Annotated in this window: 16 protein-coding genes and 1 tRNA gene; 13 read left to right on the top strand and 4 right to left on the bottom strand. The window is 41.8% G+C overall.

The genetic code is table 11. The features are described 5' to 3' along the window. Positions 1 to 59 precede the first annotated feature (59 nt). From MKY20_RS19840 to MKY20_RS19810, 7 genes are all read left to right on the top strand, one after another. Entirely contained in the window at positions 60 to 293 is a 234-nt protein-coding gene (locus MKY20_RS19840; RefSeq protein ID WP_035330672.1) for a DUF896 domain-containing protein, read from the top strand. A 230-nt stretch (positions 294 to 523) separates the two neighbouring features. Next, positions 524 to 2,530, top strand: coding sequence for a transketolase (gene tkt / locus MKY20_RS19835; protein WP_071156563.1), 2,007 nt, complete (start codon positions 524 to 526; stop codon positions 2,528 to 2,530). 276 nt (positions 2,531 to 2,806) lie between these two features. Next, positions 2,807 to 3,244: a sporulation inhibitor of replication protein SirA gene (gene sirA, locus MKY20_RS19830; protein ID WP_009330560.1), complete on the top strand. Its 438-nt coding sequence runs from the start codon at positions 2,807 to 2,809 to the stop codon at positions 3,242 to 3,244. 86 nt (positions 3,245 to 3,330) lie between these two features. Beyond that, positions 3,331 to 3,546: a YneF family protein gene (locus tag MKY20_RS19825; RefSeq protein WP_009330559.1), complete on the top strand. Its 216-nt coding sequence runs from the start codon at positions 3,331 to 3,333 to the stop codon at positions 3,544 to 3,546. Between the two features lie 134 nt (positions 3,547 to 3,680). Then, the gene (locus tag MKY20_RS19820; RefSeq protein ID WP_251155984.1) at positions 3,681 to 4,121 is read left to right on the top strand and encodes a DUF6376 family protein; all 441 of its coding nucleotides are present in this window, start codon (positions 3,681 to 3,683) and stop codon (positions 4,119 to 4,121) included. A gap of 106 nt (positions 4,122 to 4,227) precedes the next feature. After that, entirely contained in the window at positions 4,228 to 5,976 is a 1,749-nt protein-coding gene (locus MKY20_RS19815) for an ABC transporter transmembrane domain-containing protein (protein WP_341002599.1), read from the top strand. A 4-nt stretch (positions 5,977 to 5,980) separates the two neighbouring features. Further along, positions 5,981 to 7,774, top strand: a complete 1,794-nt coding sequence (locus MKY20_RS19810) for an ABC transporter ATP-binding protein (RefSeq protein ID WP_071156557.1) — start codon at positions 5,981 to 5,983, stop codon at positions 7,772 to 7,774. A 39-nt stretch (positions 7,775 to 7,813) separates the two neighbouring features. Here the strand turns inward: MKY20_RS19810 and MKY20_RS19805 are convergent, their stop codons facing one another. After that, positions 7,814 to 8,575 (bottom strand): MBL fold metallo-hydrolase, encoded by a 762-nt coding sequence (locus MKY20_RS19805; protein WP_071156555.1) that lies wholly within the window; start codon positions 8,573 to 8,575, stop codon positions 7,814 to 7,816. A 118-nt stretch (positions 8,576 to 8,693) separates the two neighbouring features. On the opposite strand from MKY20_RS19805, the gene MKY20_RS19800 reads away from it, so the two are divergent. Beyond that, positions 8,694 to 9,101, top strand: coding sequence for an Lrp/AsnC family transcriptional regulator (locus MKY20_RS19800; RefSeq protein WP_071156553.1), 408 nt, complete (start codon positions 8,694 to 8,696; stop codon positions 9,099 to 9,101). Positions 9,102 to 9,161: 60 nt separating this feature from the next. On the opposite strand, the gene MKY20_RS19795 is transcribed toward MKY20_RS19800, so the two are convergent. Next, a complete protein-coding gene (locus MKY20_RS19795; RefSeq protein ID WP_009330553.1) occupies positions 9,162 to 9,332 on the bottom strand; it encodes an aspartyl-phosphate phosphatase Spo0E family protein in 171 nt (56 codons plus the stop codon). Between the two features lie 346 nt (positions 9,333 to 9,678). Between MKY20_RS19795 and MKY20_RS19790 the strand changes: the two genes are divergently transcribed. The 3 genes from MKY20_RS19790 (at position 9,679) to MKY20_RS19780 (ending at position 11,665) form a co-directional block, all read left to right on the top strand. Then, entirely contained in the window at positions 9,679 to 10,386 is a 708-nt protein-coding gene (locus MKY20_RS19790) for a cytochrome c biogenesis CcdA family protein (RefSeq protein ID WP_071156551.1), read from the top strand. Positions 10,387 to 10,664: 278 nt separating this feature from the next. Then, positions 10,665 to 11,024, top strand: a complete 360-nt coding sequence (locus MKY20_RS19785; RefSeq protein ID WP_009330551.1) for a response regulator — start codon at positions 10,665 to 10,667, stop codon at positions 11,022 to 11,024. A gap of 152 nt (positions 11,025 to 11,176) precedes the next feature. Further along, entirely contained in the window at positions 11,177 to 11,665 is a 489-nt protein-coding gene (locus tag MKY20_RS19780; protein ID WP_009330550.1) for a CcdC family protein, read from the top strand. Positions 11,666 to 11,715: 50 nt separating this feature from the next. Here MKY20_RS19780 and MKY20_RS19775 read toward each other — a convergent pair whose 3' ends face one another. Continuing rightward, positions 11,716 to 12,210, bottom strand: coding sequence for a DinB family protein (locus MKY20_RS19775; protein WP_071156549.1), 495 nt, complete (start codon positions 12,208 to 12,210; stop codon positions 11,716 to 11,718). Between the two features lie 146 nt (positions 12,211 to 12,356). Then, positions 12,357 to 12,782 carry a DUF2621 domain-containing protein gene (locus MKY20_RS19770; RefSeq protein WP_019381898.1) on the bottom strand — a complete coding sequence of 142 codons (426 nt, stop codon included), beginning with the start codon at positions 12,780 to 12,782 and terminating at the stop codon, positions 12,357 to 12,359. Positions 12,783 to 12,905: 123 nt separating this feature from the next. Here MKY20_RS19770 and MKY20_RS19765 point away from each other — a divergent pair. Both MKY20_RS19765 and MKY20_RS19760 read left to right on the top strand, forming a co-directional pair. Next, a tRNA-Sec gene (locus tag MKY20_RS19765) sits at positions 12,906 to 13,002 on the top strand. Positions 13,003 to 13,196: 194 nt separating this feature from the next. Next, positions 13,197 to 13,691, top strand: coding sequence for a YehS family protein (locus MKY20_RS19760; RefSeq protein WP_071156547.1), 495 nt, complete (start codon positions 13,197 to 13,199; stop codon positions 13,689 to 13,691). Positions 13,692 to 13,759: the final 68 nt, after the last annotated feature.

The following is a 13,759-nucleotide window of genomic DNA, read 5'->3' as shown; positions in this document are numbered from 1 at the left end:
ATAAAAACTTCTATCAGAATATCCAAAGGTAAACTTTTGATATAAAGGAGCTTTAATATATGCTGCCAAAACAAAAACTTGCCCGAATTAATGAACTGGCAAAGAAGGCAAAGGAATCAGGTTTAACAGAAGCAGAAGCAAAAGAACAGACTTCTCTCCGCAAAGAGTATTTGGAGACTTTTCGCTCTGGCATGCTGAACACGCTTAAAGGTGTTACAATCGTTGACCCGAAAGGAAATGACGTAACTCCGAAAAAGCTAAAAGACTTCCAAAATAAAAACCGCCTTCACTAATATTATAATTGCAAGGGATACACAATGCTGTATTCCTTCTTTTAATAGAAAGCGGAGATGACTTCTATTACCGGCTATCTCCGCTTTTTTTACATACGCCGGGTCTTTTTGTGTCAATATAGTAACAAACCGGCTTTTTTGTCCTTTTCCTGACCCTATTGGTTGTGAAAAAAAAGGACACCCGATAATATTAAAAGAGTAAAGAATTACTACTCGAAAGGATGTATTGAATGTTTAATCACACAGATGAACTATCCATCAGTTCCATTCGTACTTTATCAATCGACGCCATTGAAAAGGCGAATTCCGGCCATCCGGGGATGCCGATGGGTGCAGCGCCAATGGCTTATACGCTTTGGACACGCTTCATGAACCATAACCCGAAAAATCCTGAATGGTTCAACCGTGACCGTTTCGTCCTTTCTGCTGGACATGGCTCCATGCTTTTATACAGCCTTCTTCATCTTTCTGGCTATGATGTTTCCATGAATGACATTAAAGAGTTCAGACAGTGGGGAAGCAAGACGCCAGGTCACCCTGAATATGGCCATACTCCAGGTGTTGACGCAACAACAGGCCCATTAGGTCAAGGTATTGCAATGGCTGTTGGTATGGCAATGGCTGAACGCCACCTGGCTGCAACATACAACAAAGACAACTTCAATGTTGTTGACCACTATACATACAGCATCTGCGGTGACGGAGACCTTATGGAAGGCGTTTCGGCTGAAGCTGCTTCCCTTGCTGGCCACTTAAAGCTTGGAAGACTGGTTGTTCTATATGATTCAAATGATATCTCACTTGATGGTGACCTTGATAAGTCTTTCTCTGAAAGTGTTGAACAGCGATTCAAGTCATACGGCTGGCAGTATATCCGCGTAGAAGACGGCAATGATCTTCACGAAATTGCAAAAGCAATTGAGGAAGCGAAGCAGGATGAAAACCGACCAACAATGATTGAGGTTAAAACAGTCATTGGCTACGGTTCTCCAAACAAATCAGGTAAATCTGATGTTCACGGCGCTCCACTGGGTGCTGATGAATTGAAATTAACGAAAGAAGCCTATAAGTGGACTTTCGAAGAGGATTTCCATGTTCCTCAGGAAGTATATGATCACTTCAAGCAGCAGGTTGTAGAAAGCGGCTCTAAGAAGCAGCAGGAATGGGAAGACCTTTTTGCACAGTATAAAGAAGCGCATCCTGAGTTAGGAAAACAGCTGGAGCAGGCAATCAATGGCGAGCTTTCAGAAGGCTGGGATAAAGACATCCCTGTTTATGAAGAAGGAAAGAGCCTTGCAAGCCGTGCTTCTTCCGGAGAAGTGCTAAATGCAATCGCACAAAACCTGCCTTCCTTCTTTGGCGGTTCTGCAGACCTTGCAGGCTCCAACAAAACAATGATTAAAGGTACAGGCGACTTTACAGCTGAGTCATTTGACGGCCGCAACATCTGGTTTGGTGTACGTGAATTTGCAATGGGTGCTGCACTTAATGGTATGGCCCTTCACGGCGGATTAAAAGTATTCGGCGGAACATTCTTCGTGTTCTCTGATTACTTGCGCCCGGCAATCCGTCTGGCTGCACTTATGAACCTGCCTGTTACGTATGTATTCACACATGACAGTATCGCTGTAGGTGAAGACGGACCTACACATGAGCCTGTAGAACAGCTTGCTGCATTGCGTGCAATGCCAAACCTATCTGTTGTCCGCCCTGCTGACGGAAATGAAACAGCAGCTGCATGGAAAACAGCAATTGAATCAACAAACAAGCCAACTGCATTAGTATTGACCCGTCAAAACCTTCCTACATTAAAAGGAACGGATTCAGCGGCATACGAAGGAGTACAAAAAGGTGCTTATGTTGTTTCACCAGCTTCCAACAGCAACGCGGATGTATTATTGCTTGCTGCTGGATCTGAGGTTAGCCTGGCTGTTGAAGCACAAAAAGCGCTTGAAGGCGAAGGCATCCATGCATCTGTAGTGAGCATGCCTGCTTGGGACCGCTTCGAAGCTCAATCAAAAGAGTACAAAGAAAGCGTAATTCCTAAGACAGTCAAGAAGCGTCTTGCCATTGAAATGGGATCTTCACTTGGATGGCACCGCTATGCAGGAGACGAAGGCGATGTTCTTGCAATCGATACCTTCGGCGCATCTGCACCAGGTGAGAAGATCATGGAAGAATACGGATTCACAGTTGAAAACGTTGTGGCACGCGTAAAAGCATTGCTGCAGGGATAATATTTACCGGAAAGGGAGAGCTGAGAGGCTCTTCCTTTTTTGTGAGATAGGTTTATATTAAAAAAAACAGGATTATATTTCAGTAAAACCGGGAAAATGACGAAGTAAATATTTTGAGCAGCTATTATAGCAGTTCTCCCAGCAAGAATCCTCATAATCAACTGAATTCTTCGTTTTCGACAAAATTAGTGAAAGTTTTTAACATCTTCAGACACATTCCTTATTTTTGGTTGCTTATAATTGAAAGAAATGGATTGTCCCGGAAGGAGGGGCCAGATGAGAGCTTATCAATTGTATTTAATAGAAGATGAATTTGCGGCCCATTATTTTGGCAGAGAGCGGATGTTTTTTCAGTTGTTTGAAGAGTATGAGCATTCGTCAGGTGAAATGAAGTCTATTCTATCGAAGCAAATTGATTTTGTGACTAAGCCAATCCCGGGTTTGAAAGTGCATCAATACATCCATCAGCAGCTGCAGCGAAAAAAGGACTTTATAATAGAAAAAAGTGCATACTATATAGAGATGAGCAAAAGAAGCAGGGCGAAGCTTGAAGTATTTGAACGGAGCCTGGTTTTAGAAGCGGCCGGCAGCTATGAGGCAGAGACGGTATTTTTCGAAGTACTGCGAAAAAGCGAGTCCTCCTTCCTGGCTGTTGACCTCAAGCATAAGCGCTATGGGTGGCTAAAACCGATAAAAGAGAGAAAATTCGTCTAAAATATGAGAAAAAATGAAGCAAATATTGTATAATAACCTTTGGTCTAGTACACTGTATGATAGACAACATGAAGGAGGAAGTTAGTATGGGTATGTACATTCTAGTTGGTGTACTGGCGCTTCTTGCCGGTGTAGCACTAGGATTTTTCATTGCTCGAAAATATATGATGAGCTACCTGGAGAAAAATCCGCCAATTAATGAACAAATGCTTAAAATGATGATGATGCAAATGGGCATGAAGCCATCTCAGAAGAAGATCAACCAAATGATGAATGCCATGAACAAGCAGACTGGCAAGTAATCAGGGACAAGCATCCCATCTGAAACCACTTTTCTGTTACAATACAAGGAAGGTGGTTTTTTTATTTCCAAAATGAAACCTTCTTTGAAACAGACCGTATTTATACTATGACAAATCATGAAAGGAACGAGCAAATGAAAAAAGTAATTCTTATAGGGCTCCTTACCGTTTCCATGTTATTAAGCGGCTGTTCCGTTCTGGGAGAAGTGAATAATTCCATTGACTATGTTAATGAAGCGACTGAGCATATCAATACATTAAGCGACTTTGCTGAAGAGGCGCCGCAAATGATTCAGGAGGCGGCAGCGGATCCGGCATTAAAGCAGGAACTTGAAGACAGATTGACGACACTTAAGCAGGAAGTTGAAGAGTTTATCGCCCTTCAGGATATCCCGACGCTGGCAGAGGATGTTCATCAGGAGCTGGTTACACAGAATGAAGCGCTTCTGGCTGAGATCAATAAAGTATTGGAGAACGGCAGCCTAGCATTGGATCGGCTGGAGAACTCAGAGCTATTCACTACCATTAATGAAGCAACAAGCCTGATCAACCGAATAGAAGCATTAGGGCAATAAAGCATCCAAATGGGTGCTTTTTTCTTACGAGAAAAAATCTTCCTTATTTTCTCAATATTTGTTAAACTATTTAAGCTATTATGTTTCGAATTTCGGAGGATGGGGTATGAAGGTTTTTTTGGATTTGATGTGGTTTTTTAAGCAGGAGAAAAAGGCTTATGTAAACGGGATTATTCTGCTGTTATTTGTGGCAATGCTTCAGCTGGTTCCGCCAAAGGTGGTCGGCATTGTGGTCGACTCGATTAAAAATGGCGAGCTGACTGCAAAAGCCTTATTAATGTGGATAGGACTACTTGCTGTTACAGCCCTCATGATGTATGTGCTCCGCTATTATTGGCGCATCATGATTTTTGGATCAGCGGTTAAGCTGTCCAAACTCCTGCGCAACAGGCTTTATCAGCATTTTACGAATATGTCACAGTCCTTCTACCAGAAAAAGCGGGTGGGGGACTTGATGGCCCATGCAACAAATGATCTGCAGGCGATTCAGCAGACGGCAGGAGCGGGGGTCCTCACATTTGTCGATTCACTGGCGACAGGCGGGTTCGTTATCATCGCCATGGCGACAACAATCAGCTGGAAGCTTACACTTATCAGTCTGATTCCGATGCCGTTCATGGCACTTTTGACAAGCTGGTATGGAACACTTCTTCATAAACGGTTCCACAAAGCACAGGAGGCTTTTTCTTCACTAAATGACAAAACTCAGGAAAGTGTTTCAGGAATTAAAGTGATTAAGACATTCGGCCAGGAAAAAGAAGATATTGAAGATTTCGGCAGGCAGTCTGAAGATGTAGTGCAAAAAAACATTTCTGTTGCACGTGTTGATTCTTTGTTTGATCCGACGATCAGCATTATTGTAGGGATCTCTTTCTTCCTATCTATTGCATTTGGATCAAGATATGTGATTGCAGGAGAGCTGACAATCGGGCAGCTGGTTTCATTTACTACCTATCTAGGTCTCCTGATTTGGCCCATGCTCGCATTTGGCTGGCTGTTCAACATTGTCGAGAGAGGCCGCGCCTCCTATGATCGAGTCTCTGTGCTTCTAGCAGAAGAAATCGATATTAAGGATGATGAGACTGGCATCAATGAAGTTCCTAGCGGAGATATTGAGTACAGGATTGAGGAGTTCGCCTATCCGGGTGAACAGGAAGCGCTTCTTAAGGATATTCATTTTAGGCTGGAAAGAGGAGAGACTCTCGGCATAGCAGGTAAAACGGGTGCGGGCAAAACCACACTGCTGAAGCTATTGATCCGTGAGTTTGAAGGCTATAAAGGGGAAATTCTTTTTGCCGGACATCCTATTAACCGCTATAAAATCGATAAGCTGAGGGAAGCGATTGGCTATGTCCCGCAGGAGCACTTCCTGTTCTCGGCCACCGTTGCTGAAAATATAGCTTTCACGAGACCGGATGCAGACCTTGAAGATATTTATACGGCGGCGAAACTGGCCAATATCCATGAAGATATTCTCGAATTCACAGATGGCTATAAAACCGTTGTGGGTGAAAGAGGGGTCTCTCTTTCCGGAGGACAGAAGCAGCGTATTTCTATTGCACGAGCCCTTCTGGTGAAACCGGAGGTATTGATTTTGGATGATTCCCTTTCTGCCGTTGATGCGAAAACGGAGGAAGCGATTCTCACTTCATTGCGTGGTGAGCGGGCAGGCAAGACAACGATCATAACCGCTCACAGGCTGAGCGCCATTCAGCATGCGAATCTGATATTGGTGCTGGATGAAGGGAAAATTGTTCAGCGGGGTTCACATGATGAACTGATGGCTGAAGAAGGCTGGTATAAGAATATGTATCTGCGCCAGCAGCTGGAAGAGCTTGTGGAGCATGGGGGATAAGACGATGGAAAAGACACCGATTATGAAGGGGAAAGAGCAGCGGATGGTCCTTTTTCGGCTGCTTTCCTATACAAAACCGCATAAGAAAACAATCATACTTGCCTTCAGTCTGCTTCTGTTAACGACGATTGGAGACATACTGGGGCCGATTCTTGTCAAAATTTTTATCGACGATTATTTAACACCAAGGAACCTGGTTTTCGAGCCGTTATTTGCTCTTGGTGCAGCATATCTGGGCATTCAGATCATGAATGTGCTGGTATCCTATTTTCAGCTGCTGAAATTTCAGGAAATTGCCCTTAAAATCATTCAGCAGCTGCGTGTGGATGTCTTTTCAAAAGTTCAGTCACTGGGCTTGAAATACTTTGATAAAACGCCTGCCGGAAGCATTGTATCCAGGGTTACCAATGATACAGAGGCGATTAAAGATATGTTTGTCAGTGTCCTGGTTACCTTTATTCAGGGTGCCTTCCTTTTGACAGGGATCTTTGTGGCGATGTTTATCCTGAATGTGAAGCTGGCTCTATTCTGCCTGGTGATTCTCCCGATTCTTTTTATGATCATTCGTACGTACCGTAAATACAGTTCTGTATTTTATAAGGACTTAAGGGAAAGACTGAGCCAGCTGAATGCAAAGCTGAGTGAATCACTGCAGGGAATGTCCATCATACAAGTTTTCAGGCAGGAAAAAAGGCTGCGGAAGGAATTTGGTGATATCAATAAGCAGCATTACCAAGCAGGTATGCGCAATATCAAAATGGATGGATTGCTGTTAAGGCCGGCCATTGACCTTGTGTATGTTCTGGCACTTATTATTGTATTGAGCTTCTTTGGTATTTCTTCTTTTAACAGTCCGATCGAAATCGGTGTGCTGTATGCCTTTGTCAGTTTTCTGGACCGCTTTTTTGAGCCTGTGAATCAGATCATGATGAGGCTTTCCATGTATCAGCAGGCAATCATTGCGGCTTCAAGAGCGTTTGCGCTGCTGGACGAAAAGGAGCTTGCTCCTGCACAGGAGGATAACCTGTCTGATGGAATTAAGGAGGGAGAGATTGAGTTCAGGAACCTCAGCTTCTCCTATGACGGCAAACGGGATGTGTTGAAAAATATTTCTTTTACAGCCAAGCCGGGTGAAACCGTTGCCCTGGTTGGACATACCGGAAGCGGCAAGAGCTCAATCATTAATTTAATGATGCGATTCTATGAATTTGAGCGCGGTGATATTTTCATTGACGGAAAAAGCATTAAGTCTTATCCAGCGGAAGAATTGCGCAAGAAGATGGGGCTCGTCCTACAGGATCCTTTCCTATTTTACGGGACGATTAAAGATAACATCAGACTTCATAATGAGAAAATGACAGATGTAGAGATTAAAGCTGCAGCTCAGTTTGTTCAGGCCCATGCATTCATAGAAAAGCTTGACGACGGATATGAGCATGCGGTAGTTGAGCGCGGCTCGACTTTTTCGAGCGGGCAAAGACAGCTTATTGCCTTTGCAAGAACGATTGCTGCCAATCCGAAAATTCTTGTGCTCGATGAAGCAACAGCCAATATTGATACAGAAACAGAGGAAGCGATTCAAACCGCACTGGAAAAAATGCGGAAGGGCCGGACGACGATTGCGATTGCTCATCGATTGTCTACGATACAGGATGCAGAATTGATTCTCGTTCTTCATCAGGGGGAAATAGTAGAAAGAGGAACGCATCAGGAATTGCTTGCAAAGCGGGGCTTGTATCATAAAATGTATCTGCTGCAGAATGGGTCTGCTGAAAAAGTGGAGGATGCAGTAGGGTAATAGAAAAGACGTGTGAATGGCCACACGTCTTTTCATCTCTTAAAAGGAGTAGGATTCTCCATCTTCAGGCACTAATAGTTGATCGGAAAAGCCGTTTTCTTTACTATAGCTTTTTAACTCTTCCTTTGATAGTGTCCAATGGTTGACTGCCTCCATATGGACAGAAATAATCCTGGCATCCGGGGCAGCTTTGGAAACTTCATAGATATCCTTCTTCCCCATAACAAGCGAGCCGCCTTCAAGAAACTGGTTATCTCCGCCATTTACAACAATGACTTCAGGGCTGTGTGTTTCAATAACTTCCTGAACAGCATCATACCAAACTGTATCTCCTGCTACATAAAGTGTTTTTTCACTGTGATGTTTGAAGACCACTCCACAAACGAGACCGGCCATTTTTAGAATTTCGCCCCTGCCATGTTCGCCCTTTGTTTTTATTAGTTGGATATCTTCAAAAACAGTATTCTCATGGAGGACTTCAATATTATTAAAACCAGCATTTTTCACTTCAGCAGCATCTACTTCATTTTGCACAAACATGTTAATGTCCTTTGGCAATGCCTGTTTGGCTGCATCATCAAAGTGGTCTAAATGCAGGTGGGTAACAATCACTGCATCCACATTATGAATAATTTCATCAATGGAGATTGGAAGCTCTGTTAAAGGATTGTTTTCATCTTGTCTTAATGAATTTGGAAAAGGCGGGTAAGTCCCTTTTTCGGCTAAAAAGGGATCAATTAAAAACTTTTTCCCTGCATAATTGACGACTAGTGTAGCGTTGCGGATTTGCTGTATATTCATATAAATGTACTCCTTTTCTTTGATTTACGTATAGTTTATACTAAGACCCATTGGTACTTACATAGATAAAATCAAGTCTTTTTGCCGTTTAACTTGAAAAGTGAAAGGAGTTGAAAAAATGCTGGATCACACGGATCAGCGTATTTTGGAGGAACTCTCCAAAAACAGCCGGATCACCATGAAGGAGCTGGGGGAGAATGTCCATTTAACTGGCCAGGCGGCCGCATCAAGAGTGGCAAAATTAGAAGATCAGGGCGTAATTGAGGGATACACAATCAAAGTGAACCAGGAGAAATTAGGGTATTCCATCCATGCTTTTATTACGGTTATTACTCAAAGTATGAATCATCAGCCGTACCTGACCTTCGTAAAAACACAGCAGGAAATCATCCATAATTTTAAAATCAGCGGGGATGGCTGTTATATACTTGAATGCAAATTTCCGTCCAATGAGCGGTTAAGTCAATTTTTAACAGATTTAAATAAGCATGCAAATTATAAATTATCGATTGTTATTAATAAATAACTGCTTAAAACCAGAGGGATGGAATGTAAAAACAGCCTGCATAGGTTGCATGGCTGTTTTCTAATGTGTCTGCACTTTTTTTATAAAGGTTCGGTTATATTCATTTAATAGGGCATCCAGTTCCTGGCTGTACCGGATTGCTGCGGCAGAGCTTAAGCCGCTTTTCATGGCCACTTGAATTAACTCTGTTCTTTTTTGTTCAATCAATGTAAGCAGTTCCTGTTTACACATGGCCAATAGTTCCTCTCTGATAATTTCTTATATGTAGGCTTTTCACTGCCAATTTGATTCCATGTCAAAAGCTGAAAGATAATAACAGAATTTGTTAAGTCCTATCCTAGTATATCGAATAATGGTAATTAATTCAAAAGAAACTTGTTTTAAACTTTATTAACATTTACATTAAAATTACATGTTTTAGGTTGAAATCTAATATGAATTAATATATTAGCAGGTGGTTTACTCAGAAATGTGTGAAATATTCGTGACACAAAATGTTCACATTCAATCCATTATCTTTTCTATATGGGATTTGTTAGAATGAAATGGGAATGAATGAGTATCAGGAGTTGTGACTATGACAGATTTGAATGTATTTATTGCATTAGGGGCAGGGTTCTTAAGCTTCATTTCTCCTTGCTGCCTTCCGTTATATCCAGCATTCTTATCGTATATTACAGGAATGTCTGTAGGGGAGATTAAAGAAGAGAATGCAATGCTGCAAAGACGGAGCATGCTGCACACGCTTTTCTTCCTGCTTGGATTTTCGGCTATTTTTATTGCAATTGGGTTTGGCACTACTTTTATTGGCCGTTTCTTTACTGAATATCAAGACCTTATCCGCCAGCTGGGAGCAATATTTATCTTCTTCTTTGGTCTGTTGGTAGTGGGAGTTATCAAGCCGGAATTTTTAATGAAAGAAAGACGGTTTGAGTTTAAAAACCGCCCTGCCGGATTGCTTGGTTCGGTATTAATTGGGATGGCATTTGCTGCCGGCTGGACCCCGTGTACAGGACCGATTCTGGGAGCTGTGATTTCACTCGCAGCATCTAATCCAAGCTCAGCAATGGTTTATATGATTGCCTATATCCTTGGCTTTGGAATTCCATTCTTTGTGCTTTCGTTCTTTGTGGGCAAGCTGCAATGGATCAGACGAAACAGCGCCAAGATCATGAAAATCGGCGGAGTATTAATGATGATTATGGGTGTTGTCTTATTCTTTGACTGGATGACAAAAATCATAGCGATTCTTTCACCGTTATTTGGCGGATTTACTGGTTTTTAAAAGCAGGAGCACATTCAAATTGGGAATGTGCTCCTTTTTTTGCTATAAGTAAAAAGGCTATGAGGTCTGGTCGAAATTTGTCATATTCTTTCAATTGCCATTTATCTGATACTTCGATATATTGTAATATGTGTTCTTTGAGCGTGGAAGAGTGTTTTCCACAAAAGGAAATAAATTTCTTCCCCAATATGTTTAATATTTGTTATTATGGGTATTTTTTACTATGATTATAGTATAATAGAGATATAGCTTCCAATGCACTACAAGGGGGAAACAGCGTGGCGAGAATATTAATAGTAGATGATGCAAAATTTATGAGGGTTACCCTTGGCAGCATTTTGAAAAAAGCAGACCACGAAATTGTGGGAGAAGGCGAAAACGGAAAAGAAGCCGTGTACCTATTCGAAAATCTGAAGCCTGATCTGGTGATGATGGATATCACAATGCCTGAAATGAGCGGACTTGAGGCTGTCAGGGAAATTAAGAGGGACAACCCTAATGCAAAAGTAATCATGTGTTCAGCCATGGGCCAGCAGAAGGTAGTGGTTGAATCCATTGAAGCCGGCGCGAAAGACTTTATCATAAAACCATTTGATGAAGGCCGTGTATTAGAAGCAGTGAATCGGGTATTAAGCTAGGAGCTGACTCAGGGTACCCTGGACATACGGATGTGTCCGGGTATCAGCTGGAGTGGCTTTTTTTAATGAACTTTTATCCTTCTGAGTACCTAAATCAAGCCTATTAAGATATAATATGGGTAGTAATCAAATGAAATAGAGGATGAAATCGAATGGACTTTGTATTAATTTCATCAATCGGTGCCGTTTTTATGGCGATCTTCGTGATGTTCATCCGCATGAAGGCTGCAAAAAAGCCGGCTTCCGCCAAGAAAATCATCTTGCCGCCGATTTTTATGAGCACAGGTGCTCTTATGTTTGTCGTTCCTTATTTTCGCGTAACTCCAATGGAGATCTTAGAAGCAGCCACAGTTGGAATGCTGTTTTCCATCCTTTTAATTAAGACTTCTTCCTTTGAAATCAGAGACAGCGACATTTACCTGAAGCGTTCCAAAGCTTTCGCTTTTATATTGATAGGATTGCTTGTTATCCGGATTATTGGAAAAATGGTCCTTAGCTCAACGATTGATTATGGTCAGCTGAGCGGCATGTTTTGGATTCTCGCGTTTTCAATGATCTTACCGTGGAGGATAGCGATGTATATGAATTTTCGGAAGCTTCATCAGGAGCTGCATGGATCGGGGAATCCGAAAACAACTTGATAGAATGAAAGCCGCCGGGCATTTCGCTCGGCGGCTTTTTGCGTTTGCGATTAATGGACTCCATTCTTAGGGTCCCAAAGTCCATACATTTTCCGTATTTCGACGATCTGTCCGATATGATAGGCGTTGTGGATGGTTAGGTTGGAAATGACAGACGACCAGGGTTCAAATGGTTCTTTATAAGCGGATAAGAGAAGCTTTTCTTCACTGCATTCTTCCAGGGCTTTGATCCACTCAGACAATACGTTTTGAAGAGCTTTTATGGCAGACTGCCAATCCTCTTCCGTAAAGGATTCATTGGTGCTGAATGTTTCGTCATTGGCGATATGGATTTGGGAGAGCGGCAATTCTTTGAATCTTGTTAGATACCGGTCATTCCAGAAGGTAAGGTGGGTGATGATCTGCCAGACCGAATTGGCGGTTCCAGACTTGAATGATGCTTCTTTTGCTGATAGTCCTTCTATGGCAGCGGATAAAGGGACAAACCAATTGGGCTGGTCTAGGCAGGCGGATAGTTGTTTTAATAAGACTTCTTTTGTGGTCATTGGATTTCTCCTTTTTGGAAAGAGTACTCTTCATTTCTATTCATTAGATATTCAGACTATCCTATTTAATTTCAAGAATTGAATTAAGCATGTGTGGCTTTTAAAAGCCCGTATAATAAAAAACCATTCCGATGATACGAAATGGCCTAAAATAAGTGCTCGTATGGAGTCATATTTATCTGTTTTTCCGTCAATTTCTTGCGGAGAAATTTGTGATCTCTTTTTGGAGTGGCTAAAATATAGCCGCGAATCAGGAGGTCCTGATCGATTTGTGCTGCCTTTTCCTTTAGGGCAAGTTCGCCGATTTTGCCGGCTATTTTCATTCTTGCTACATCTCTGAATAGCTCCGGCACTGGACTTACTAGATCCTCAAGCAGATCTTTTTCCTTCTGCTGCCATAGATGGCGTGTTTCATTGACGTAATGCTCTTCCCAATCCAAATCCGATTTGCCATCTTCTTTCGGCATGCGCTTTAAGAATTTACGGAACATAAAAAAGCCGCCGATCGCGAAGAAAGAAATCAAAACAACAACCCAAAACAATATAAAATACATAAACCAGCCTTCTAGCATTTCCTTCACCTACACACATATTTTCCTGTCTTTATTATAAGCCTTGTGCCGCGATACGACAAGAAAGGAAGCATTAGTCTTGAAAACAGCACCATTTGCCCTTATAATAGGAAGAGTCTTTACGGGGCTGATTGGGGTGCTGGTGCCCTCCACGGTCTTCAAAACCGCTTGTGACCACCGTGTGTGGTCAGCTGGGTTCGATTCCCAGGCGGTCCCGCCAAATATACATATAATTGCCGCATAGTGGGATGCTGTGCGGTTTTTTGTGCCTATCTATATGTGATAAAACATATTAAATAATTGTTTGCGTAATCTATGCATTGTGAGGATGCGTTGATGATAGACTTAAGATAGTTAAAAGGGCCTGTTGCTATAAAGACCAGTGGCCACTTTAAAATAGGAGGAATTAAGTTGATGGATAATAATGATATATTAATTCGGTTGAGATATGCGTTAGAAATCAAAAATAGTGAAATGGCAGAGATCTTTAAACTTGGGGGATTAGAGGTGTCCGTACCAGAGGTGGTAAAGATCCTTATAAAGTCAAATGATGAAGTAGAGAATGACAGCCAACTAAAATTGACAAATAGTATGTTAAATTCATTTTTGAATGGCTTCATTATCTATAAAAGAGGTAAACAAGAGCCAAAACCAGGTCAAACTAATACGCCAGAACCGTCCATAGAAAATAATACAAACATAAACAATATCCTTTTAAAGAAGATCAAAATCGCCTTGGCATTAACAACAGAGGACATGATAGATGTATTCAAAAAAGCTGGATTAAACGTATCAAAAGGAGAACTCGGAGCTTTTTTAAGAAAAGAAGGACACAAAAATTATAAAGTATGCTTAGATAATTTTGCCAGAAACTTCTTAAAAGGTCTAGCGATCAAGTATAGGGGTTAAGGAAGAAAAGAATTCGAGTGATAACTTATAAATAGCATAGAAAGCAAAGCTGTCTTAGATCTTTGAAA

Origin of the sequence: Cytobacillus sp. FSL W8-0315, from assembly GCF_038002905.1 — a bacterium.
Lineage (GTDB): Bacteria > Bacillota > Bacilli > Bacillales > Cytobacillaceae > Cytobacillus > Cytobacillus pseudoceanisediminis.
The sequence above is the reverse complement of the archived record's forward strand: the minus strand, read 5'-3'. Positions and strand labels throughout refer to the sequence as shown.